The organism is Pollutimonas sp. M17, from assembly GCF_025836975.1.
Classification (GTDB): Bacteria; Pseudomonadota; Gammaproteobacteria; order Burkholderiales; family Burkholderiaceae_B.
In genome coordinates, this window is record NZ_CP107548.1 from 523,384 (window position 1) to 544,045 (window position 20,662).

Below are 20,662 nucleotides of genomic sequence, written 5' to 3' on the forward strand. Positions count from 1 at the left end.
CTCGGGTGGCAAATCCGCCGGACTTGTGTTCATATATGTCGGATTATTTCGTCGGGTATATGCGATGGCCTCCTCTGTCCCCGCGACGATGGCGCGATGAATTTCAAGACCATCAAATTTCGCATACTGGCCCTGGGCGCAGGGCTGATGATTGCGAACATCATTTTCCGGTTTGTCGTGGCGCTTCCGTTCGCGCAGGATACGCTGCACCGCCTGGTCGACGATCAGCAGCTTTCCATTGCCTCTTACATCGCGCGCGACATCGAGCATAACGTCGAAAGCCGGCGCACTCTGGTCGACCAGTTGGCGCGCAGCTTGCCGGCGGCGCTGCTTGACCGGCCCAAAGAGCTGGGCGAGTGGCTGGAAGAGCGCCGTCGCCTGCATCCCCTGTTCGCCGAAGGGATGCTGCTGATCGATCCGCAAGGCAAAAGAATAGCGTTCGACGGCGAGGCCGGGAACCCGGACAGCAAGCGGGATTTTTCCGATAGCGCCTGGTTCCAGGCCGCGCTGGCGGCCGAGGTGTCGGTGATCGGCAGGCCCGAGCGCTCTTCCACCAGCGGCAAGCCCATCATCGTCATGGCTGCGGCGATTCGAGACGCTGACCGGCAGCCGGTCGCGGTGTTGGGCGGGGTGGCCGATCTTAGCGCGGATGGCTTCCTGCGCGACATGCAGGAGAACCAGTTCGGCCATCGCGGCGGCTTCTTGCTGATTTCACCGCAGGACCAGGTTTTCATCGGTTCCAGCGTGCCAGAAATGATCCTCAAGCCCACGCCGCCGCCAGGGGTGAACCTGCTGCATGACCGTGCGATGGCCGGCTATCGCGGCACCGGCGTAACCGTCAATGCCCAAGGGGTCAAAGAGCTTTCCGCCATGGCCAGCGTTCCAGGCACCGGATGGTTCGTCGTAGCGCGCATACCCACGCAGGAAGCATTTCGTCCAGTGAATGCGCTCAAGGCATTGATCGCGCAAAGCACGGCAGTGGCCGTAGCGGCGGTCATGCTGCTTTTGCTGTTGTTGCTGCCTCGCATACTGCGGCCTCTTACCGAGAGCGCGCAGGCCATGCGGGAAATGGCTGACGGGAAGCGCAAGCTGGAAGCCCTGCCCGTTGAACGCGACGATGAAGTGGGCGGCCTGGTGCAGGGCTTCAATTACCTGTTGGCCAAACTGCGCGAGAACGAGGCCGTGCTCAAGGAAAGCGAAGAGCGCCTGTCCTTCCTGGCGCACCACGACACCTTGACGGGCTTGTATAACCGGCAGATGCTGGAAAGCCGCCTGGACTACGCGCTGGACCTGGCAAGGCGCAATGGCACGAGCTTCGCCTTGCTGTTTTGCGACCTTGACCGTTTCAAGCCCATCAACGACGAGTTCGGGCACTCCATGGGCGATGCCGTGCTGGTCCAGGTCGCGCAGCGTTTCCTGCGGGGGCGCAGAAGCTCCGACACGGTGGCGCGCCTGGGCGGGGACGAATTCGTCGTGCTGCTGACCAATCTGACCGATCCGCGCCTGGATGCCGAGCGGCTGGCCCGTGAATACATGATTTCGATCTGCGCTCCCTATAGTGTGGGCGACCACCGGTTCACGCTGAGCGTATCGATAGGCGTCGCCCTGTATACGGGAGAACCGGTGTCGGGGTCGCAACTGATGACGCGGGCCGATATGGCCATGTATCAAGCCAAGCGGACAGGCCGCTCGCGGATATGCGTTTTCGGTGAGGCCAGCGGCGACATGGCCGGCAGCCCGGCGACGGTGCCGGTATAAACCGCTAGACAATGCCTTTGGCCTCCGTTATGCTGGCAGCTGGTTTTTCATTCAATCTGGAGCCGCCATGGACATGTCCGTTGAAAGCGCCGTCAGTGTCGCGATCAGCCTTCAAGGCTACAACGCCGCGCAAGAGCAGCAAAACGTCCTGCTGCGCAAAGTACTCGACAGCCAGGCACAGACCATTGCCAGCATCATGGATTCCATGCCCAAGCTGGCCACCTTTGGCCCCGTGGGAACGCAATTGCACGTAACGGCTTAGTTTCCACTGGCTCGATTCATCCGGGCGTTCTCTCCGCGGACGTCCGGTCATCCGAATACACGGCGCAAGCATATCCTTGCGCCGTTTTGTTTTCAGGCTGCATCATTTCCTGGCGAAGATGCGCGCTCCCGCCACGCAAGCCACCACTGCGATCGTCGCGGCCATCATGGCCCCGCTGACGCTTTCTCCCAGCAGGGCGGCGGCCAGGGCCAAACCCATGAAAGGTTGAAGCAGCTGCAGCTGGCCCACGGCGGCGATTCCCCCTTGCGCCAAACCCCGGTACCAGAAGAAAAAGCCGATCAGCATGCTGAAGAGGGATACATACCCCAGGCCTATCCAGGCGGGCAGGCCGATCTGCTGCCATGACTGCGGGTGCGTGACGATGGAAATGACCGCCATGAAGGGCAGCGATAGCACCAGCGCCCAGGAAATGACCTCCCAGCCGCCCATGTGCCGCGACAGGCGCCCCCCTTCCGCGTAGCCGTAGCCGCAGGTCAGGATGGCGCCGAGCATCAGCACGTCGCCGCGCCAGGAGGCGTCGGCATCCTGCGCCAGGGCAAAGCCCGCCACGCAGGCGCTGCCCAGGAGCGCGAACAGCCAGAAAGCGGGGCGGGGCCTTTCCCTGCCGCGTATGACGCCGAAAATGGCGGTGGACAAGGGCAGCAGGCCGATGAAGACCAGGGAGCGCGCCGCGGTGATGTACTGCAGCGCCAGCGCCGACAGGAGGGGGAAGCCGACCACCACGCCCAGCGCCACCGTCGAAAGGCTGGCCATGTCCCGCGAGGATGGCCGCCCGCTGCGTTGCATGCCCAGCAGGATCAGGGCCAGAATGCCCGCGATGGCGGCCCGCGCCGCCGTCAGGAATACCGGGTCGAAGCCGGCTATCGCCACGCGGGTGGCCGGCAGCGATCCGCTGAAAATGGCCACGCCCGCCAGTCCGTTCAACCAGCCTTTGGATACTTCGCCCATTATTTTCCTTGTGTCCATGCAATGCCTGGAATGATGATTCCCGCGGCCTGCCGCCGCCAGAGACACATAGGTACAATCATAAAAATCTGTACTGGTACGTATATGGGTACAGAAGGGTCGGCGATGCGCATAAGGGAACGATCTCATGGAAACAGGGACATTGACGGCGCAGGTGATGCGCGAAATCCAGCAACGGATTGCGGGGCGCCAATTGATCACGGGCGCCAGGCTGCCGTCCATAAGGGCTTTGGCCGGATACATGGGCGTGTCCAAGTCCACGGTGGTCGAAGCCTACGACCGCCTGGCGGCGGAGGGAACGATCTTTGCCAGAAGGGGATCGGGCTTCTACGTGGCGGCGCCCATGCCTCCCTTGTCGCTGGTGGACATCGGCCCCCGGCTGGATCGCGAGATCGACCCGTTATGGGTTGCGCGCCAGGCGCTGGATACGCAAGGCGAGCTGCTCAAGCCGGGTTGCGGCTGGCTGCCGCCATCGTGGCTGCCTCAGGACAGCATGCGCCGCGCCTTGCGTTCGCTCGCCAAGGCGGACTCAGAAGCCTTGTCCAGCTACGACACGCCTTTGGGATTCGCGCCGCTAAGGCAACTGCTGGCCCGCCGGCTTCATGACAGCGCCATCGATGCCGCGCCCGACCAGATACTATTGGCCGATTGCGGCACGCAGGCACTGGACCTGCTGTGCCGGTTCCTGCTCGAGTCGGGCGATGCCGTACTGGTCGACGATCCTTGCTATTTCAATTTCCATGCCTTGCTGCGGGCCCATCATGCGAAGGTCGTAGGCGTGCCTTATACCCCGTCAGGCCCGGACCTTCAGCGTTTCGAGCAGGCGCTTGCCGAGCATCGGCCGCGCCTGTACCTGACCAACTCGGCCTTGCACAATCCCACGGGCGCGGCGCTGTCGCCCCTGACGGCCCATCGCGTGCTCAAGCTGGCGGAGCATTATGAACTGACGATAGTCGAGGACGACATCTTCGCCGATTTCGAGCCCGAGCCGTCGCCGCGCCTGGCCGCCTTCGACGGCCTGAACAGGGTGGTGCATGTGGGCAGCTTCTCGAAGACGCTTTCGGCCTCGGTGCGCTGCGGCTACATTGCCGCCCGGCCCGAATGGGTGGACGCCCTGGCCGACCTGAAAATAGCCACCACATTCGGCGGCAGCCGGCTGTCGGCCGAACTCGTTTACCGGATGCTCAAGGAAGGCAGCTATCGCCGGCATACCGAGGGATTGCGCCTGCGCCTGGCCCATGCCATGGGGCCCGTGGCCGACAGGCTTGCCGCTTTGGGCATACAGCCGTGGATGCGGCCCCGCGGTGGAATGTTCTTGTGGTGCGGCCTGCCGGGCGGGGTCGATGCGGTCGAACTCAGCCGCCGGGCGCTGGAACAGGGCGTTGTGCTGGCTCCTGGAAACGTATTCAGCCTGTCCAAATCGGCCGGGTCGTTCTTGCGTTTCAATGTGGCGCAGTCGGGCGACGCACGCTTGTACGACGTGCTTCGCACGCTGCTGAGCCGGCCGGCCGGGCAGGCGGAAGCGGCTGCGGGGCACTCCGCGGCCGCTTGATGCGCGCTACAGCGCCGTTTCGTAGTCGATGGTCAGCGGCGCATGGTCGCTGAAGCGCTGCTCTTTGTAGATGGACGCAGTCGTGGCCGTGGCGGCGATTTCAGGCGAGGCGATCTGGTAGTCGATGCGCCAGCCCACGTTCTTGGCCCAGGCCTGGCCGCGATTGCTCCACCAGGTATAGGCGTCCCCCGTGGCCTCGGGGTGCAGGCGGCGATACACGTCCACCCAGCCGATTTCGTCGAATACGCGTGTCAGCCAGGCGCGTTCCTCGGGCAGGAATCCGCTGTTCTTCAGGTTGCCTTTCCAGTTCTTCAGGTCGATTTCCTTGTGGGCGATGTTCCAGTCGCCGCACAGGATGACCTGGCGTCCGCATTTGACCAGATTGGCCAGGTGGGCAAAGAAGTGCTCCATGAACACGAACTTGGCCGCTTGCCGATGATCGCCGCTGGAGCCCGAGGGCAGATAGACCGATATGATGGAAAGCGTATCGTAGACGAGTTCCAGATAGCGGCCTTCGGCGTCGATTTCAGGCACGCCCAGGCCCTCGATGATCTGCAGCGGCTGGCGGCGCGCATACACGCCCACGCCGCTATAGCCTTTTTTCTCGGCATAATGGAAGTAGCCGTAATAGCCGGGGGGATTGAGCATGTCGGCCGTCATGTTGTCGGCCTGGGCCTTCAGTTCCTGCAGGCAGATGAAATCGGCGTCCTGCACGGCCAGCCATTCGAGGAAGCCCTTGCTGACGGCGGAGCGGATGCCATTGAGGTTGGCGGATATCACACGAAGCATCGTATAGCGTCCCGGTATCGGTCAAAGCATAGACTTTAACCGATACGGCGCTATGGATGAGGGGTTTCTTGTGCGGCGGGGCGGCTTATGCGGCCGGCCCGAAGCGGAAGCTGGACGCGGTGATGCCGGCGAACGCCAGGGCTTCGTGGTACACGCAGGCGGCGGCTTCGTTCTCGGCGGCGCCTGCCGCGACCATGAGCGGGATCAGGTGGTCTTCCCGGGGGTGGGCGAGCCGGGCGGCGGGCGCGTTTTCCCAATTGCGCAGCAGCTGGCCGCGTTGTTCGACGGGGCTGTGCAGCAGGGTTTGCTGCAGCCAGGCATCGAATTGCGCCGACGCGGCGGCACCCCCGCCATAAATCCGGCGCAGGTTGTGGTAGCTGAGGCCGCTGCCGACGATGAGCACGCCTTCGTTGCGCAAGGGCGCGAGGGCGCGGCCCAGGGCCAGGTGCCTTTCGGGGTCGTACTGCGCATCGATGGACAGCTGGACCATGGGCACATCGGCGTCAGGGTACATGACGAAGGCCGGAACGAAAGCGCCATGGTCGAAACCGCGCTGGCTGTCTTTTTGCACGGGCAGATCCGCGGCCCGAAGCAGCTGGAGGACGCGATCGGCCAGGCCGGGTGCGCCGGGAGCAGGATACCGGACCTCGTAAGTGTGCGCCGGAAATCCGTGGTAGTCATAGACCATGCCGGGCTTGGAGGCCGACATGACCTTGAACGTACCGGCAGTTTCCCAGTGCGCGGATACCATCAGTATGGCTTCGGGCTTGCGGCCGATCTGCGCCGGAATGCCGGCCAGCGAAGCGGCGAGCGCGGTGTTGCTGGCCTGCATTTCGGGCATATAGGGCCAGGGGCCGCCGCCGTGAGAGATGAAGTAAGTGGGCAGTTTCATGATCGAATCCATATCGTTCCCGGCCTGGGCCGGGAACGATGCCTTGGCGCAGGCGCGCGGGGCTTATTCCGATTTGCCGCGCAGTGCGTCGATGCTCCACGGACCGGGGCCGGCGAAGATGAGATAGAAGAAGATGAAGCAGAACAGGACGGCCGCTTCGCCGCCGTTCATGTTGGGGAAGAGCAGCATGCCTTTGCCGGCGACGTGGCCGATGAAGTAGGCGGCGGCCGTGAAGCCGGAAGCGATGAATGCGGCGCTGCGTGTGAAAAGACCGATGATGAGCAGGACGCCGGCGACCAGTTCAATGAGTCCCGCAATGCCCATCATCGAGAAAATCTGCAGGCCTTCGATGGCATTGCCGGGCGTACCGAAATACTTGGAGGTTCCGTGCCACAGCAGGCAATAGCCGGCCACGATACGCAAAATGCTCAATACGCGTGGAGCCCAGATCGTGCATGAATTGGTCGTCATAATTAATCCCCGTTAGGTTTGAAGGTGCCGCGTTGAAGTGATGCTGCTTGCAATGGCCTGCAGCCGGCCGGTTAAAAGGTTTTCCTTGAAAATCCCTTATGTCCATGATTTACGCCAAGAAAGTTTAATAGAATAATAATAGGAAATATATAGCCGATTTATTATTGATTACTTTCCTGTAAGGAAACGATGGATACCTTGGTCAGTTTGCGGGTGTTTCGGGAAATCGCCGACGCGGGCAGTTTTGTGGCGGCCGCCGAGCGCCTTTCCATGTCGGCGCCCATGGCCAGCAAGCATATGGCTCACCTGGAGCGTGAGCTGGGCGTGCGCCTGCTCAACCGCAGCAGCCGCAAAGTCAGCCTGACCGAAGCCGGCGCCCTTTACTACGAGCAATGCCGCAATGCCCTTGAAACGCTCGAGCTGGCGGCTGTCGCGGTGGGCACCGGCGTCGAAGCCCCGCGCGGGACGCTGAAGGTGACGGCGCCGGTCTGGTTCGCCAATCCGCGCATCGTGCATGTCATGGCCGATTATCGGCGCAAGCACCCCGAAGTCGTGCTGGATCTGCGTTTTACGAATCGCAAGGTGGACCTGGCGGCCGAAGGCTACGACCTGGCCCTGCGCGTTACCCGGGATCCGTCGCCGCAACTGATCGTGCGGCGTATTTGCGGGATACGTTTCTATCTCGTGGCTGCGCCCAGCTATCTGACGGCCGGAACGCCGGCCGCCATTTCCGACCTGTCCGCCTACCAGGGCATCGTGCCCAACTACCTGAATACCGATGCATTCGAGTTCGAGGGCCCCAAGGGCAAGGTGCGGATACGGCTGGATGCGGCGATGAAGTCCGACGATTCCACGTTTTCATACCATGCGGTTCGCGCGGGGGTGGGGATAGGCTTCCTACCGGGCTGGCTGGTCGAGGACGATCTGAAGTCCGGCGCGCTGGTGCAGATCTTGCCGCAGTACCGCCAGTTGCCCTACGAGCTTTACGCCAGCTATATCAGCCGCAAGTACCTGACGTCGAAAGTGCGATCGTTCATCGATTTCCTGGCCGTGTCGTTGGGCAACGGCTCTTTATGACCGATAATACCGGTTTTCCCCTTTCTGGCTGAATGATGGCTGACTCTTCCAACCGCACGGATTTCGTGCGTTTCTCCCTGGATCAGGGCGTCTTGCGTTTTGGGCAATTCAAGGTCAAGTCGGGGCGGATCAGCCCTTATTTTTTCAACGCCGGCCTCTTCAATACGGGCCGCTCGATAGGGCGGCTGGCGCAGTTCTACGCGCAGGCCCTGGTGGATTCCGGCCTGGATTTCGACATGCTGTTCGGCCCCGCCTACAAGGGCATCCCGCTCTCCACGGCGACCTCGGTCGCCCTGGCCGGCCATCCGTCGCTGGCGGGCCGCGATATACCCTTCGCCTTCAATCGCAAGGAAGCCAAGGATCACGGCGAAGGCGGGATGCTGGTGGGTGCGCCCTTGCAGGGCAAGGTGGTGATCATCGACGACGTCATCACCGCCGGCACGTCGGTGCGCGAGTCGGTGGAAATCATCAGGCAGGCCGGCGCCGAGCCCGCCGCCGTGCTGATCGCCCTGGACCGCATGGAGCGCGCGGGGCCCGATGATGCGCTGTCGGCTCATTCGGCGGTGCAGGACGTTGCGGCGACCTACGGCATGCCCGTTGTCAGCATCGCGTCGCTGGCCGACATCATGGCGCTGCTTGACGGCGACGCCCGCCTGGGCGAGCATCGCGCGGCCGTGGCGGCCTACCGGGCCCGCTATGGCGTGTAAGGCCCGGAGCCCGTCGCGGGCCCGGGCCCCGGATGCCGGGGCTTAACCCAGCTTTTCCTTGAGCAGGTCGTTGACCTGCTGCGGATTGGCCTTGCCCCTGGCGGCCTTCATGACCTGGCCGACCAGGGAATTGAAGGCTTTTTGCTTGCCGGCGCGGAATTCCTCGACGATGGCGGGATTGTCGGCCAGCACCTGATCGATCATGGCGCCGATGGCGCCGCTGTCGCTGATCTGTTTCAAGCCGCGCGCTTCGATGATGGCATCGGGGTCGCCGTTGTTCTCGCCCGTCCACATGGCGGCGAATACGTCGCGCGCCATCTTGTTGGAGATGGTGCCGTCGATGATGCGCGCGATCAGCGCGGCCAGGGCGGCGGGGCGCACCGGGCTTTGCGCGATGTCGATCTCGTCGCGGTTCAGCGCGGCGGAAAGCTCGCCCAGGACCCAGTTGGCGGCCAGCTTGGCCTGCCCTTCGGGCAATAGGGCGGCGGTTTCTTCGAAATAATCGGAACTGGAGCGGGCCATGGTCAATTGCGCCGCATCGTAGCCGCTCAGCCCCAGTTCGGATTCGAAGCGGGCTCGCTTCTGCGCGGGCAGCTCGGGCATGGCTTCCCGCACGCGCCGTATCCAGTCGGGAGCGATGACAAGGGGAGGCAGGTCGGGATCGGGAAAATAGCGATAGTCGTGCGCGTCTTCCTTGCTGCGCATGCTGCGTGTTTCGTCCCGGTCGGAATCGTACAGGCGGGTTTCCTGAACGACCTTGCCGCCGTCTTCGATCAATTCGATCTGTCGGCGGGCCTCGTAGAGAATGGCGCGCTCGAGGAAGCGGAAGGAGTTGACGTTCTTGATTTCGCTGCGTGTGCCCAGTTCGGCCTGGCCCTTGGGGCGGACCGAGACGTTGGCGTCGCAGCGGAAGGAGCCTTCCTGCATGTTGCCGTCACAAATGCCCAGCCATACCACCAGCCCGTGCAGCGCGCGGGCATAGGCCACCGCTTCGGCGGCCGAGCGCATCTCGGGCTCGGACACGATTTCCAGCAAAGGGGTGCCGGCCCGGTTCAGGTCGATGCCGGTGGACGATTCGCCGTGCGGCCCGGTGAAGTCCTCGTGCAGGGACTTGCCCGCGTCCTCTTCCAGGTGGGCGCGGGTGAGATTGATGGTTCTTTCCTGGTCGCCGACGAAAAAGCTGATGGATCCGCCCTGGACCACGGGGATCTCGAACTGGCTGATCTGGTAGTTCTTGGGCAGGTCGGGATAGAAATAGTTTTTCCGCGCGAAAATCGAACGCGGCGCGATATGGGCGCCCACCGCCAGGCCGAACTGGATGGCGCGTTCGACCGCGCCCTTGTTCATGACGGGCAGGCTGCCGGGCAGGGCCATGTCGACTTCGTTGGCCTGCGTGTTGGGTGCGGCGCCAAAGCGCGTGCTGCTGTCAGAAAATATCTTGGACTCGGTGGAAAGCTGAGCGTGCGTTTCCAGGCCGATGACGATTTCCCATTCCATTATCGTTGTTCCGGTTTGCGTTGGTGCCAGTCGGTGGCTTGCTGGTAGCGGTCGGCCACGGCGAGCAGGCGGCCCTCGCTGAAGTAATTGCCGATGATCTGCAGCCCGATGGGCAGGGGGCGCCCGGCGCCGCCGAAGCCGCAGGGCACCGACATGGCGGGCAGGCCGGCCAGGCTGACGCCCAGCGTGTAGATATCGGCCAGCCAGTCGGCGATGGGATCTTCGCGGTTGTCGCCGATGTGCTTGGCGACGGAGGGCGTGACGGGACCCATGATGACGTCGCAGTGGCTGGAAAAAGCCTGCTGGAAATCGTTGACGATCATGCGGCGCACGCGTTGCGCCTGCAGGTAGTAGGCGTCGTAGTAGCCGTGGGACAGCACGTAAGTGCCGACCATGATGCGCCGCAGGACTTCGGGGCCGAAGCCCTCGGTGCGCGAACGGCTGGTCATCTCGGCCAGGTCGCGGTATTGCGCGGCGCGGTGGCCGTAGCGGACGCCGTCGTAGCGAGACAGGTTGCTGGACGCCTCGGCCGGCGCGATGACGTAGTAGGTGGGAATCGAAAGTTCGGTGCGGGGCAGGGATATGCCCACGCGCACCGCGCCCAGCGACTCGAAGGCTTGCAGGGCGGATTCGACGGCGGCGGCTACGTCCGGGGCCAGGCCGGCATTGAAGAATTCCGAAGGCACGCCGATGCGCAGGCCTTTCAGGGGCTGGCTGCCCGCCGCTTGCTGGCCGGCGAGCGCGGCATCGAAGTCAGCGCGGATGCGGCCCGGCGCGTTCGGGACGCCGTCGCATTGTTCCAGGCTGGTCGAATCGCGCGGATCGAAGCCGCTCATGGGGTCGAGCAGCTCGACCAGGTCACGGGCGTGGCGCGCTATGGGGCCGGCCTGGTCCAGGCTTGATCCGTAGGCGATCATGCCGAAGCGCGACACCGTGCCATAGGTGGGCTTGATGCCGCTGACGCCGCACAGGGCGGCCGGCTGCCGGACCGACCCGCCGGTATCGGTGCCGGTGGCGGCCATGACCAGGCCCGCCGCAACGGCCGCCGCCGACCCGCCCGACGAGCCGCCGGGCACGGCAGCGCCGTCCCAGGGATTGAGGGTGGGACCGAATGCGGAATTCTCGTTGCCCGAACCCATGGCGAATTCGTCGCAGTTGAGCTTGCCGATGGAGACGGCGCCAGCCTGCTTCAGCCGCTGGACCACGGTGGCGTCGAAGGGGCTGGTGTAGTGTTCCAGCATTTTGCTGGCCGCGGTGCTGCGCCAGCCCTGGGTGACGAACACGTCTTTGTGGGCGATGGGCACGCCGGCCAGCGGGCCGGCCAGGCCGTCGGACAACTGCTTGTCGGCGGCGTCGGCCTGGGCCAGGGTGAGCTCGCGGTCGATATGCAGGAAGGCATTCAGGCCGCTGCTGTCCAGCGCGGCGTCAAGCGCGCTGCCGGCCAGCTCGCGGGCGCTGACCTGGCGCGATTGCAGCGCCTGGCGCAGCGCGGCGATGCTGTCGAATTGTGTATGCAATGGGGTGCTGGGCATGGCTTACTCGATGACCGTGGGAACCAGGAACAGGCCGTTGTCCTCGGCGGGAGTATTGGCCATGAGGGCCGCGCGTTCTTCGAGCGTGCGGGTGGCCGAGGCCGTGTCGGGCCGCAGGCGCAGCGCGATGTCCTGGTGGGCGGCCAGCGGATGGGCCATGGGTTCGATGCCCGCCGTGTCTACGGCCTGCAACTGCTGGATCAGGCTCAGGATGCCGTTCAGTTCGTTCTGGGCCCGGGCGCTTTCGTCCGGCGCAAGCTCGATGCGGGCGAGCTTGGCTATGCGGGCCACATCATGTTCGGTGATTGCCATGGATGTCTTTACTGGAAGAGGGTTGCGGCCGGTAATGTATTAGCGTGTAACGCGTGGTGCAAGCGGCTGGTTACAGAAAATAATTTGCCGTTATTCGACCTTATCGAGAATCAATTATAAGTTATCATTGTCGGTTTAATTCGTTGGTGAATTCCGGCGCCTCGCGTTTGCGCTTGATGGCAGCACCGATCCGGCGAACTTTTTTAAATCATTGATCTCACTGGACGCCCATGTTCGGATTCCTTCGTAGTTACTTCTCCAGCGATATGGCGATCGATCTGGGAACCGCCAATACCCTTATCTATGTTCGCGGCAAGGGAATCGTGCTGGACGAGCCCTCGGTCGTCGCCATCCGCCACGACGGCGGCCCCAGCGGCAAGAAAATCATCCAGGCCGTCGGCCGCGAGGCCAAGCAGATGCTGGGCCGGGTGCCGGGCAACATCGAAGCCATCCGCCCCATGAAAGACGGGGTCATCGCCGATTTCACCGTGACCGAGCAGATGCTCAAGCAGTTCATCCGCATGGTGCATCCGCGCAGCATGTTCGCGCCCAGCCCCCGCATCATCGTGTGCGTGCCCTGCGGCTCCACCCAGGTCGAGCGCCGTGCCATCCGCGAATCGGCCCTGGGCGCCGGCGCAAGCCAGGTCTATCTCATCGAAGAGCCCATGGCCGCGGCCATCGGCGCCGGTCTGGCCGTGTCCGACGCCAGCGGCTCCATGGTGGTGGATATCGGGGGCGGCACCACGGAGGTCGCCATCATTTCGCTGGGCGGCATGGTGTACAAGGGTTCGGTGCGTGTCGGCGGCGACAAATTCGACGAAGCCATCATCAACTACATCCGCCGCAACTACGGCATGCTGATCGGCGAACCCACCGCCGAGCTCATCAAGAAGGAAATCGGTTCGGCCTTCCCGGGCTCCGAGATCCGCGAAATCGAAGTCAAGGGCCGCAACCTGTCCGAGGGCGTTCCCCGCAGTTTCACGGTCTCGTCCAACGAGATACTTGAATCCCTTACCGATCCTTTGAATCAGATCGTATCCGCCGTCAAGACGGCGCTCGAGCAGACGCCTCCGGAGCTGGGCGCCGACATCACCGACAAGGGCATCGCCCTGACGGGCGGCGGCGCATTGCTGCACGATCTGGATCGCCTGCTCCAGGAAGAAACCGGCCTGCCCGTGGTGGTGGCCGAAGACCCGCTCACCTGCGTCGTACGCGGCTGCGGCGAAGCGCTTGAACACCTGGAGCGGCTGGGCTCGGTATTCATTTACGATTGATTTTGGTTTCTTAAAGGGTCGGGTGCCCCCTTCGTGTGCGCCGGGCTCCACGGCGCAGGCACGACTATCCCATGCAAGAATCCGGCACGATCAGGCTGTTCAAGCGCGGTCCAACCGCTGAGTTCAGGCTGTTCGTGTTCGTCCTGCTGTCGCTGAGCCTGCTGGTGGTGGACGCCCGCTGGCAGGTGCTGGACCCCGCGCGGCAGGCCATCTCCGTCGTCATCTATCCCTTCCAGCGACTCATGATGGCTCCGCGCGAGGCGCTGGAGCATATCGACAACTGGACCGAGGCCGCGGCGCTGGCCCGCCGCGAGAAAGAAGCCTTGCAGCGCCAGCGCATCGAACTGGCGCAGATCTCGACGCATGCCGCCCAGCTGGCCGCTGAAAACGAACAATTGCGCCGCCTGCTGGACGTGGCCGACGCCGTGGTCCAGCCCTCGGTGGCGGTCGAAGTCCTGTATGAACCGCCCAATGCGTTTTCGCATCATCTGATCTTCAACAAAGGGTCGTCCAGCGGCATCCAGCCAGGCATGCCCGTGATCGACGAAGGCGGCATCGTCGGGCAGATCGTCAGGGTCACCCCCTTCACCTCCGAGGCGGCGCTGCTCACCGACGACAAGGTTTCCATCCCCGTGCAGGTGCTGCGCAATGGCTTGCGCCTCATCGCGTTCGGCGGCAATGTCTCGGGCAAGGTCGAGGTGCGCTACCTGACGGCCAATGTGGACCTGGCGCCCGGCGACACGCTGATCACCAGCGGTATCGGCGGCCTGTTCCCCGCCGGTCTTTCGGTCGCCACGGTCGACCGGGTCGAGCGGGACGTGGCCACGGGCTTTGCCCTGGCCGTCGCAACGCCTCTGTCCCATCCCGAGCGCCACCGCCATTTTCTGGTTCTGCGGGTCGATGTGTCGGCGCAGGAGTTCAAGCAGGAGGACGTGCCCGATGCCACGCAAGCCGGACAATAGCGTGCCGATGGCGGGGCTGGGGCGATCCGGCCTGAGTTCGCTGCAGCCCATCGATACATCTCCGTTCAAGAAGCCGTCCAGCCTGCTGTTCATCTGGGCCACGGTGCTGCTGGTCTGGCTGATTTCGCTGTTGCCATGGCGCCTGTGGCAGCCGGCCCCCGACCTGCTGTTGCTGGTCATTGCCTTCTGGTGCCTGAATGAGCCGCAGCGCGTAACCATGCTGGCCGCCTTCGTGTTCGGCCTGTTCATGGACGTGCACGACGCCGCGCTGCTCGGGGGCCAGGCGCTTACCTTTACGCTCACGGCCTACGGCGCCATCGTGCTGCGCCGGCGCCTGTTGCGTTTCAATGCCATTGTGCAGGCCATCCATCTGCTGCCCATATTCGTCGTGGCCAACGCCATTACCCAGTTCATTTGCGCCTGGCTCTCCGGGCAATGGGCCGGCTGGGGATGGCTGTGGTCCTCCCTGTTCACAGTGGCCCTGTGGCCGCTGGCCGATATCCTGCTGCATCTGCCGCAACGCCGGCTCGACGAAGCCGACGCCGGCTCGGTCTAGGGCCGGCCCATGTTCGAATTCAAGAAGACCACTCACCACCAGAAGCGGCGCATGCTTCTGCGCGTGGCGGTGGCGGGCGTGCTGGCCTTGCTGTGCTTCATGGGCCTGGTCGGCCGGCTTTGGTATCTGCAGGTGGTGCGCTACGACGGCCTGGCCGCCCGCGCCGACCAGAACCGCATCGCGGTGGTGCCCATACCTCCGCGCCGGGGCGAGATCCTGGACCGGAACGGCGTCGTGCTGGCGCGCAACTACCGGGACTACACGCTTTCGGTCGTGCCCGCCAACGTGAAGGGCGACATGAAGGAGCTGCTCGACGACCTCGGGCGCCTGGTGTACCTGAGCCATTCGGACCGGCGCCGATTCCTTCAGAACCTGAATCAGAGCGGCCGCTACAACCCCGTCCTGCTGCGCAACAACCTGAACGATACCGAGGCGTCGTGGTTCGCGGCGCATGCCTTCAAGTTTCCGGGCGTCGAACTGAGCGCCCGCTGGGTGCGCGAATACCCCGAGGGCGAGTCGGCGGCGCATGTCCTGGGCTACGTGGGGCGCATCTCGGAGCAGGATGTCGCCAGGCTGGAAGAGGAAGGCCGCTGGGGCAACTATCGCGGCAGCAATATCATCGGAAAGAAGGGCATAGAGAAAACCTGGGAAGAGGCGCTGCACGGGCGCACGGGCGTCGAAGAAGTCGAGGTCACCGCCACGGGCCGTCCGGTGCGCACCCTTAGCCGCGTCGATCCGGTGCCCGGCTCCGACCTCATCCTGTCGCTGGACATCGGCCTGCAAAAGGTGGCCGAAGAGCAGTTCAAGGGCCGGCGTGGAGCGCTGGTGGCCATCGAGCCCAAGACCGGCGATGTGCTGGCCTTTGTGTCCGCGCCCTCGTTCGATCCCAACCTGTTCATCGACGGCATCGACGTCGAGAACTGGCGCAAGCTCAACGAATCGCCCGATCATCCCTTGATCAACCGTCCTTTGTATGGCACCTATCCCATCGGTTCGACCTACAAGCCGTTCGTGGGGCTTGCCGCCCTGGAACTGGGCAAGCGTACCGCGACCCAGCGCATTTCGGATCCCGGCTACTTCGAGTTCGGCGGCCAGCGTTTCCGCAACGCGGGCGGCGCCGCCTACGGCCCCACCGACATGCATCGCGCCATCGTGGTGTCGTCCGATACCTATTTCTTTTCGCTGGGGCCGGAGATCGGCGTGAACGCGCTTCACGATTTCAGCAAGCAGTTCGGATTCGGCCAGATTACCGGCATCGACCTGGACGGCGAGCGGCGCGGCGTGCTGCCGTCCACGGAATGGAAGCGCAAGGCCTACAAGAAGCCGGCGCAGCAGCGCTGGTATGCCGGGGAAACGGTTTCGGTGGCGGTGGGGCAGGGCTATAACGCTTTCACGCTGCTGCAGCTGGCCCAGGCGACGTCGGTGCTGGCCAATAACGGCACCTACATGAAGCCGCACCTGGTCAGCCTGGTCGAGAATCCACAGACCGGCCAGCAGGCGCGCACCGTCACCAAGCCTTCGTACACGATTCCGCTGAAGCCTGAAAATCTGGCCGTCATACGCAATGCCATGGCCGACGTGATGCGCTCGGGCACCGCGCGGCGCTCGTTTGCAGGCGCTCCCTACCAGGCCGCGGGCAAGACCGGGACCGCGCAGGTCTATAGCCTGAGAGGCGCCAAGTACAAGGCCAGCGCCGTGGACGAGCGTCTGCGCGACCACGCCCTTTTCATGGCCTATGCGCCGATGGAAGACCCCAAGATCGCGGTGGCGCTGATTGTCGAGAACGGCGGCTGGGGCGCCACCGTTGCCGCTCCCGTCGCGCGCAAGGTGTTCGACTACTGGCTTTCGCCCAAGCGCAAAGGCCAGGGCCAGCGGGCCGATGCCATCGCCAAGCCCAGGCCGCCGGCCGACATGCCTCCAATGGAAGAGGAGGGAGCCAGCGGCGAATCGCAGGATGCCATGGTGCGCCCCGAAGACCTGCCGGCCACCGACGAAGACGAACCCGGCGACGGGCACGAATCCCCGCTGGCCGCGCCCGGCCCGCGCCTTCCCTCGCGAGGTGTCCGATGAAACGCATCATGCAGTGGGTGATCCGGGCCGTGACGGCGTTCGACTGGCCCTTGCTGATACTTCTGGTGCTGATGACCATTCTGGGCATGACGGTGATGCACTCCGCGGTCGGCGGCACCGACTGGCGCTTCGCCGACCAGTCCCGCAATTTCCTGATCGCCTTCATCTTCATGTGGGCCGCGGCCATGGTGCCGCCGCCGCTCCTCATGCGCCTGGCCCCGTATTTTTATGTAATGGGCGTCATCCTGCTGCTGGGCGTCGAGTTCTTCGGGGAAACCAGCAAAGGGGCGACGCGCTGGCTCAATCTGGGGATAGTGCGTATCCAGCCGTCCGAGATGCTGAAGATTTCCGTGCCGATGATGCTGGCCTGGTATTTCCATCGGAACCAGGGCAACCTGCGGGTGCTGGATTTCCTGGTGGCCGGCATCCTGCTGGCGATTCCATTTTCGCTGATCGTGATGCAGCCCGACTTGGGCACGGCCCTGCTGGTATTCGCGTCGGGCTTTTGCGTCATTTATTTCGGCGGGTTGTCGTTCAAGCTGCTGGCGCCGATAGCGGTCGTGGTCGTGGTCGGCCTGGGCACCCTGGTGTATTACGAAGCGGACATCTGCCAGCCCGACGTCGACTGGGTGGTCTTGCATGAATACCAGAAATACCGCGTATGCACTTTGCTGGATCCCAGTTCGGATCCGCTGGGCAAGGGCTTTCATACCATACAGTCGATGATCGCGGTCGGTTCGGGCGGAGTCTACGGCAAGGGCTACATGATGGGCACGCAGGCGCATCTGGATTTCATCCCGGAACGCACCACGGACTTCATCTTCGCGGTCTATGCCGAGGAATTCGGCCTGTACGGCGGCGTAATGCTGCTGGTCCTGTACGGCCTTTTGATCGTGCGCGGGCTGACGATCGCCGCGCGGGCGCATACGCAATTCGGCCGGCTGCTGGCCGGCTCCATGTCGATGATGTTCTTTGTCTATGTCTTCGTCAATGTAGGCATGGTGACCGGCATCCTGCCCGTCGTGGGAGTGCCATTGCCTTTCATGAGCTATGGCGGCACCGCGCTGCTGACCCTGGGCATCGCCTGCGGGATACTCATGAGCATCGGCCACTACCGGCCGGTCAGGCAGTAGAGTCCGTCCAGTATTTTCTTCACGGGCGCCGGCAGGGCGGTGGCGGACAGTTCGTTGATCGGTATCCAGGCCTGGCCAGGCGCCGGTTCGGCAACGACGGGGGCGCCGGCCCGCAGATACCAGGGCTCTATATGCAGCCTGAAGTGGGAAAACACGTGCACCAGGCCGGCCATCTTGCGCGCCTCTTCGGGGCTCAGCCCCCAGTTCGAACAGGCCGTTGCCAGCGCCCGCTCATCCTCGTATTCCGGCAGGCTCCACAGGCCGCCCCATATCCCGGACGGGGGACGCTGTTCCAGCAGGATGGCGTCCGACGATGCCAGGATGAGCATCTTGCACTGGCGCTCGGGGCTGGCTTTCTTCTTGCGGGGCGCCGGAAGCTCGCCCTGCCTGGAGTGCGCATGGGCATAGCAATGGGCTTGCAGCGGGCAAAGCGGGCAATCGGGGCTGCTGCGGGTGCAGCGCTGCGAGCCCAGGTCCATCAGGCCTTGCGTATAGGCCGCCATGTCGAGGGCGGCGTCGGCATCGGCCAGGGCCGCCTCGGCGGTGCGCCAGAGCAGTTGTTCGGTGACCCGCTCGCTGGTGACGCCTTCTATCCCGAAATAGCGGGTGAAGACGCGCTTGACGTTGCCGTCCATGATGGGGCTGCGCTCGCCGTGGGCGAAGGCGGCGATGGCCGCGGCGGTGGAGCGGCCTATCCCGGGCAGGGTGGCGATGTCGGCCGAACTCTCGGGAAATGCGCCGCCCCAGTCCCGGCACAGCACCTGCGCGCAGCGATGCAGATTGCGCGCCCGGGCGTAATAGCCCAGCCCGGCCCAATACGGCATGACATCTTCCTGGCTGGCGGCGGCCAGGCTGGCGATGTCGGGAAAGCGCGAAAGAAAGCGTTCGTAATACCCGATGACGGTGGCCACCTGGGTTTGCTGCAGCATGATCTCCGATAGCCATATTTTGTATGGATCGCGGGTGCCCTGCCAGGGCAGGTGATGGCGGCCGTGCCGTTTTTGCCAATCAACGATGGTGCCGGCGAACGCATCCAGGCGGGGGTCTGTATTCAGCAGCATCAGAATCGGGTATTGCGGGTAACGGACCACCGTGCCGACAGGGCGGCCAGTATCGCGACCAGCAGGAAAGCCAGCAGCAGGCTCAGGGTGTCGGGCAGTTGCAGCGTCATATGGGCACCGTAGCTGCTGGCCAGGCGGCCCAGCGCGGCATTCAGGGGGTACAGGATCAGCGCGGCCAGAGCGAGCGCCACGGCGCTGGCCACTATGCCGGTAAGCGCCCCCTGGTACAGGAAGGGGCGGCGCACGAACGATTCCGTGGCGCCCACCAGGCGTGCGACCGCGATCTCCTCGCGCTGCGTAAGCGCCTGCATGCGCACGGTGTTGAACACGGTGGCCGGCACGACCAGCGCCACGCAGGCGGCCAGCATGCCCAGGCCGATGCGCACGAAGCCGAGTATGGATTCCAGGCGCCTGACCCAGTCGCTGTCCAGCTGCACTGAATCGACCTGATCCAGCGCGCGCCACTCTCCCGCCAGGGCATTGGCATGCCGGGCCAGTTCGGGCGACTCGCGCAGGGTCACGATAATGGCGTCGGGCAGCGGATTGCCGGGCAGGACCGCCAGCGCATCGCTCCAGGATGGGTTGGCCTTCAGGTCCTCCAGCGCCTGCTCGCGCGTGACCACCTTGACGCTGGCGATTTCAGGGGCGTGCTTTTCCTGGAGTTCGTCGGCCAGCCGCCGCGCCTCGTCGGCCGTGGCGGAGGGGTTCAGGAAAAGGGTCAGTTCGGGGGAGACCGGTATCTGCCTGACGACGGGCTGGGCCGAGGCCAGCACCGATGCCGCGATGATGGGAATGGCCAGCGTCAGGCCGATCACAAGAATATTGGACAGGGACGAGAATGGTTGCGCCAGCAGGCGGCGCACTGAAACCAGCAATGCATAACGGTGTTGCCGCAGCCAGCGCTTCACGGGGCGACTCCTTGGATATCGAAAAAGCGGCCGGCGTCGATGCGCAGCGTGCGTGAGGCGTAAGAAGCCATGAGGGCGCGGTCATGCGAAGCAATCAGGGTGGTGACGCCGACCCGGTTGAAGTCGCGGAAGACTTCCATGATCTTGTTGGCGCTGACTTCGTCCAGGTTGGCGGTGGGCTCGTCGGCGATGAGTATGGCCGGCCGGTTGACGATGGCGCGGGCGATGGCCAGGCGCTGCTGTTCGCCGCCCGACATTTCGACCGGATTCAGGTCTTCCTTGCCCGACAGGCCGACCTTCTCCATGGCGGCGCGCGCGCGCGTGCCCGCCTGGCGCGTTTCCAGCCCCATGACGGCCAGCGGCAGCACTACGTTGTTGATGGCGTTGCGGTCGTACAGAAGGTGGGTGTCCTGGAGTATGACGCCCACCGCACGCCTCAGGTAGGGGCGGGCGCGGCCCGGCATCTTGTCGATGCGATGCCCGTTGACATGGACGGAGCCTCGGCTGGGGGGCTCCAGCCCGCCGATCAGCTTGAGCAGTGTCGACTTGCCGGCCCCGGACGGCCCCGAGACGAATACGAACTCGCCGGGCTCCACCCGGAAATTGATATCGGCCAGGATATTGCGCCCGCGCCCATATGATTTGAAGACATGCTGGAATTCGATCATAGCGACAATGAAGTTGATACCCGAATGATAAATGGCGGAAGGCATCCCTGGACGCTACACATGGTAAACGGCGGAATGCGGCCGCGGTCCTGCGTGGGTGTTACAAAGAATGTCTCAAGGGATATCCCCCATGTTTTTAATGCTCTCCAGCAGCTACGATTCGACACCTGACGGCTCAATAGAGATTGTATGCC

At 64.0% G+C, this 20,662-nt stretch carries 20 protein-coding genes; 10 read left to right on the forward strand and 10 right to left on the reverse strand.

What is annotated here, in order from left to right; translation table 11 throughout:
• Nucleotides 1-96 precede the first annotated feature (96 nt).
• Both OEG81_RS02485 and OEG81_RS02490 read left to right on the forward strand, forming a co-directional pair.
• Nucleotides 97-1,758: a diguanylate cyclase domain-containing protein gene (locus tag OEG81_RS02485; protein WP_264131143.1), complete on the forward strand. Its 1,662-nt coding sequence runs from the start codon at nt 97-99 to the stop codon at nt 1,756-1,758.
• A 67-nt stretch (nt 1,759-1,825) separates the two neighbouring features.
• On the forward strand, nt 1,826-2,020 hold the full coding sequence (locus tag OEG81_RS02490) for a hypothetical protein (RefSeq protein WP_264131144.1): 195 nt from the start codon (nt 1,826-1,828) through the stop codon (nt 2,018-2,020).
• A gap of 102 nt (nt 2,021-2,122) precedes the next feature.
• Here OEG81_RS02490 and OEG81_RS02495 read toward each other — a convergent pair whose 3' ends face one another.
• Nucleotides 2,123-2,989 carry a DMT family transporter gene (locus OEG81_RS02495; protein WP_264131145.1) on the reverse strand — a complete coding sequence of 289 codons (867 nt, stop codon included), beginning with the start codon at nt 2,987-2,989 and terminating at the stop codon, nt 2,123-2,125.
• A gap of 145 nt (nt 2,990-3,134) precedes the next feature.
• On the opposite strand from OEG81_RS02495, the gene OEG81_RS02500 reads away from it, so the two are divergent.
• Nucleotides 3,135-4,559 carry a PLP-dependent aminotransferase family protein gene (locus OEG81_RS02500; RefSeq protein WP_264131146.1) on the forward strand — a complete coding sequence of 475 codons (1,425 nt, stop codon included), beginning with the start codon at nt 3,135-3,137 and terminating at the stop codon, nt 4,557-4,559.
• 6 nt (nt 4,560-4,565) lie between these two features.
• Here OEG81_RS02500 and OEG81_RS02505 read toward each other — a convergent pair whose 3' ends face one another.
• From OEG81_RS02505 to OEG81_RS02515, 3 genes are all read right to left on the reverse strand, one after another.
• Entirely contained in the window at nt 4,566-5,348 is a 783-nt protein-coding gene (locus OEG81_RS02505) for an exodeoxyribonuclease III (RefSeq protein WP_264131147.1), read from the reverse strand.
• Nucleotides 5,349-5,433: 85 nt separating this feature from the next.
• The gene (locus tag OEG81_RS02510) at nt 5,434-6,240 is read right to left on the reverse strand and encodes a DODA-type extradiol aromatic ring-opening family dioxygenase (protein ID WP_264131148.1); all 807 of its coding nucleotides are present in this window, start codon (nt 6,238-6,240) and stop codon (nt 5,434-5,436) included.
• A gap of 63 nt (nt 6,241-6,303) precedes the next feature.
• Nucleotides 6,304-6,711 carry a DoxX family protein gene (locus OEG81_RS02515; protein WP_264131149.1) on the reverse strand — a complete coding sequence of 136 codons (408 nt, stop codon included), beginning with the start codon at nt 6,709-6,711 and terminating at the stop codon, nt 6,304-6,306.
• A 189-nt stretch (nt 6,712-6,900) separates the two neighbouring features.
• On the opposite strand from OEG81_RS02515, the gene OEG81_RS02520 reads away from it, so the two are divergent.
• Nucleotides 6,901-7,788, forward strand: a complete 888-nt coding sequence (locus tag OEG81_RS02520; protein ID WP_264131150.1) for a LysR family transcriptional regulator — start codon at nt 6,901-6,903, stop codon at nt 7,786-7,788.
• Nucleotides 7,789-7,823: 35 nt separating this feature from the next.
• A complete protein-coding gene (gene pyrE, locus OEG81_RS02525) occupies nt 7,824-8,495 on the forward strand; it encodes an orotate phosphoribosyltransferase (protein WP_412034158.1) in 672 nt (223 codons plus the stop codon).
• Nucleotides 8,496-8,537: 42 nt separating this feature from the next.
• Here pyrE and gatB read toward each other — a convergent pair whose 3' ends face one another.
• The 3 genes from gatB to gatC are packed head-to-tail and all read right to left on the reverse strand — an operon-like array spanning nt 8,538 to nt 11,836.
• Nucleotides 8,538-9,992 (reverse strand): Asp-tRNA(Asn)/Glu-tRNA(Gln) amidotransferase subunit GatB, encoded by a 1,455-nt coding sequence (gene gatB / locus OEG81_RS02530; protein WP_264131152.1) that lies wholly within the window; start codon nt 9,990-9,992, stop codon nt 8,538-8,540.
• Nucleotides 9,992-11,524, reverse strand: coding sequence for an Asp-tRNA(Asn)/Glu-tRNA(Gln) amidotransferase subunit GatA (gene gatA / locus OEG81_RS02535; protein ID WP_264131153.1), 1,533 nt, complete (start codon nt 11,522-11,524; stop codon nt 9,992-9,994). The genes gatB and gatA overlap by 1 nt, the downstream gene beginning before the upstream one ends.
• A 3-nt stretch (nt 11,525-11,527) precedes the next feature.
• The gene (gene gatC / locus OEG81_RS02540) at nt 11,528-11,836 is read right to left on the reverse strand and encodes an Asp-tRNA(Asn)/Glu-tRNA(Gln) amidotransferase subunit GatC (protein ID WP_264131154.1); all 309 of its coding nucleotides are present in this window, start codon (nt 11,834-11,836) and stop codon (nt 11,528-11,530) included.
• 230 nt (nt 11,837-12,066) lie between these two features.
• Here gatC and OEG81_RS02545 point away from each other — a divergent pair, with 230 nt between their 5' ends.
• The 5 genes from OEG81_RS02545 (at nt 12,067) to rodA (ending at nt 17,831) form a co-directional block, all read left to right on the forward strand.
• Nucleotides 12,067-13,110 (forward strand): rod shape-determining protein, encoded by a 1,044-nt coding sequence (locus tag OEG81_RS02545; protein ID WP_130037429.1) that lies wholly within the window; start codon nt 12,067-12,069, stop codon nt 13,108-13,110.
• 71 nt (nt 13,111-13,181) lie between these two features.
• Nucleotides 13,182-14,072, forward strand: coding sequence for a rod shape-determining protein MreC (mreC, locus tag OEG81_RS02550; protein ID WP_264131155.1), 891 nt, complete (start codon nt 13,182-13,184; stop codon nt 14,070-14,072).
• Nucleotides 14,050-14,628, forward strand: coding sequence for a rod shape-determining protein MreD (gene mreD / locus OEG81_RS02555; RefSeq protein ID WP_264131156.1), 579 nt, complete (start codon nt 14,050-14,052; stop codon nt 14,626-14,628). The genes mreC and mreD overlap by 23 nt, the downstream gene beginning before the upstream one ends.
• A 9-nt stretch (nt 14,629-14,637) precedes the next feature.
• Nucleotides 14,638-16,698, forward strand: a complete 2,061-nt coding sequence (gene mrdA / locus OEG81_RS02560) for a penicillin-binding protein 2 (protein WP_264131157.1) — start codon at nt 14,638-14,640, stop codon at nt 16,696-16,698.
• Nucleotides 16,695-17,831, forward strand: coding sequence for a rod shape-determining protein RodA (rodA, locus tag OEG81_RS02565; RefSeq protein WP_264131158.1), 1,137 nt, complete (start codon nt 16,695-16,697; stop codon nt 17,829-17,831). The genes mrdA and rodA overlap by 4 nt, the downstream gene beginning before the upstream one ends.
• Here the strand turns inward: rodA and mutY are convergent.
• The 3 genes from mutY to OEG81_RS02580 are packed head-to-tail and all read right to left on the reverse strand — an operon-like array spanning nt 17,810 to nt 20,468.
• Nucleotides 17,810-18,892, reverse strand: coding sequence for an A/G-specific adenine glycosylase (gene mutY, locus OEG81_RS02570; RefSeq protein WP_264131159.1), 1,083 nt, complete (start codon nt 18,890-18,892; stop codon nt 17,810-17,812). The genes rodA and mutY overlap by 22 nt on opposite strands.
• Nucleotides 18,892-19,800: a cell division protein FtsX gene (locus tag OEG81_RS02575; protein ID WP_264131160.1), complete on the reverse strand. Its 909-nt coding sequence runs from the start codon at nt 19,798-19,800 to the stop codon at nt 18,892-18,894. Before OEG81_RS02575 ends, mutY begins: the two co-directional genes overlap by 1 nt.
• On the reverse strand, nt 19,797-20,468 hold the full coding sequence (locus tag OEG81_RS02580; RefSeq protein WP_264132679.1) for a cell division ATP-binding protein FtsE: 672 nt from the start codon (nt 20,466-20,468) through the stop codon (nt 19,797-19,799). The genes OEG81_RS02575 and OEG81_RS02580 overlap by 4 nt, the downstream gene beginning before the upstream one ends.
• Nucleotides 20,469-20,662: the final 194 nt, after the last annotated feature.

Bases quoted from the DNA above. Each gene is read 5' to 3' on its own strand.
- OEG81_RS02485 (WP_264131143.1), top strand. From the start codon at position 97: ATGAATTTCAAGACCATCAAATTTCGCATACTGGCCCTGGGCGCAGGG.
- OEG81_RS02490 (WP_264131144.1), top strand. From the start codon at position 1,826: ATGGACATGTCCGTTGAAAGCGCCGTCAGTGTCGCGATCAGCCTTCAA.
- OEG81_RS02495 (WP_264131145.1), bottom strand. From the start codon at position 2,989: ATGGGCGAAGTATCCAAAGGCTGGTTGAACGGACTGGCGGGCGTGGCC.
- OEG81_RS02500 (WP_264131146.1), top strand. From the start codon at position 3,135: ATGGAAACAGGGACATTGACGGCGCAGGTGATGCGCGAAATCCAGCAA.
- OEG81_RS02505 (WP_264131147.1), bottom strand. From the start codon at position 5,348: ATGCTTCGTGTGATATCCGCCAACCTCAATGGCATCCGCTCCGCCGTC.
- OEG81_RS02510 (WP_264131148.1), bottom strand. From the start codon at position 6,240: ATGAAACTGCCCACTTACTTCATCTCTCACGGCGGCGGCCCCTGGCCC.
- OEG81_RS02515 (WP_264131149.1), bottom strand. From the start codon at position 6,711: ATGACGACCAATTCATGCACGATCTGGGCTCCACGCGTATTGAGCATT.
- OEG81_RS02520 (WP_264131150.1), top strand. From the start codon at position 6,901: ATGGATACCTTGGTCAGTTTGCGGGTGTTTCGGGAAATCGCCGACGCG.
- pyrE (WP_412034158.1), top strand. From the start codon at position 7,824: ATGGCTGACTCTTCCAACCGCACGGATTTCGTGCGTTTCTCCCTGGAT.
- gatB (WP_264131152.1), bottom strand. From the start codon at position 9,992: ATGGAATGGGAAATCGTCATCGGCCTGGAAACGCACGCTCAGCTTTCC.
- gatA (WP_264131153.1), bottom strand. From the start codon at position 11,524: ATGCCCAGCACCCCATTGCATACACAATTCGACAGCATCGCCGCGCTG.
- gatC (WP_264131154.1), bottom strand. From the start codon at position 11,836: ATGGCAATCACCGAACATGATGTGGCCCGCATAGCCAAGCTCGCCCGC.
- OEG81_RS02545 (WP_130037429.1), top strand. From the start codon at position 12,067: ATGTTCGGATTCCTTCGTAGTTACTTCTCCAGCGATATGGCGATCGAT.
- mreC (WP_264131155.1), top strand. From the start codon at position 13,182: ATGCAAGAATCCGGCACGATCAGGCTGTTCAAGCGCGGTCCAACCGCT.
- mreD (WP_264131156.1), top strand. From the start codon at position 14,050: ATGCCACGCAAGCCGGACAATAGCGTGCCGATGGCGGGGCTGGGGCGA.
- mrdA (WP_264131157.1), top strand. From the start codon at position 14,638: ATGTTCGAATTCAAGAAGACCACTCACCACCAGAAGCGGCGCATGCTT.
- rodA (WP_264131158.1), top strand. From the start codon at position 16,695: ATGAAACGCATCATGCAGTGGGTGATCCGGGCCGTGACGGCGTTCGAC.
- mutY (WP_264131159.1), bottom strand. From the start codon at position 18,892: ATGCTGCTGAATACAGACCCCCGCCTGGATGCGTTCGCCGGCACCATC.
- OEG81_RS02580 (WP_264132679.1), bottom strand. From the start codon at position 20,468: ATGATCGAATTCCAGCATGTCTTCAAATCATATGGGCGCGGGCGCAAT.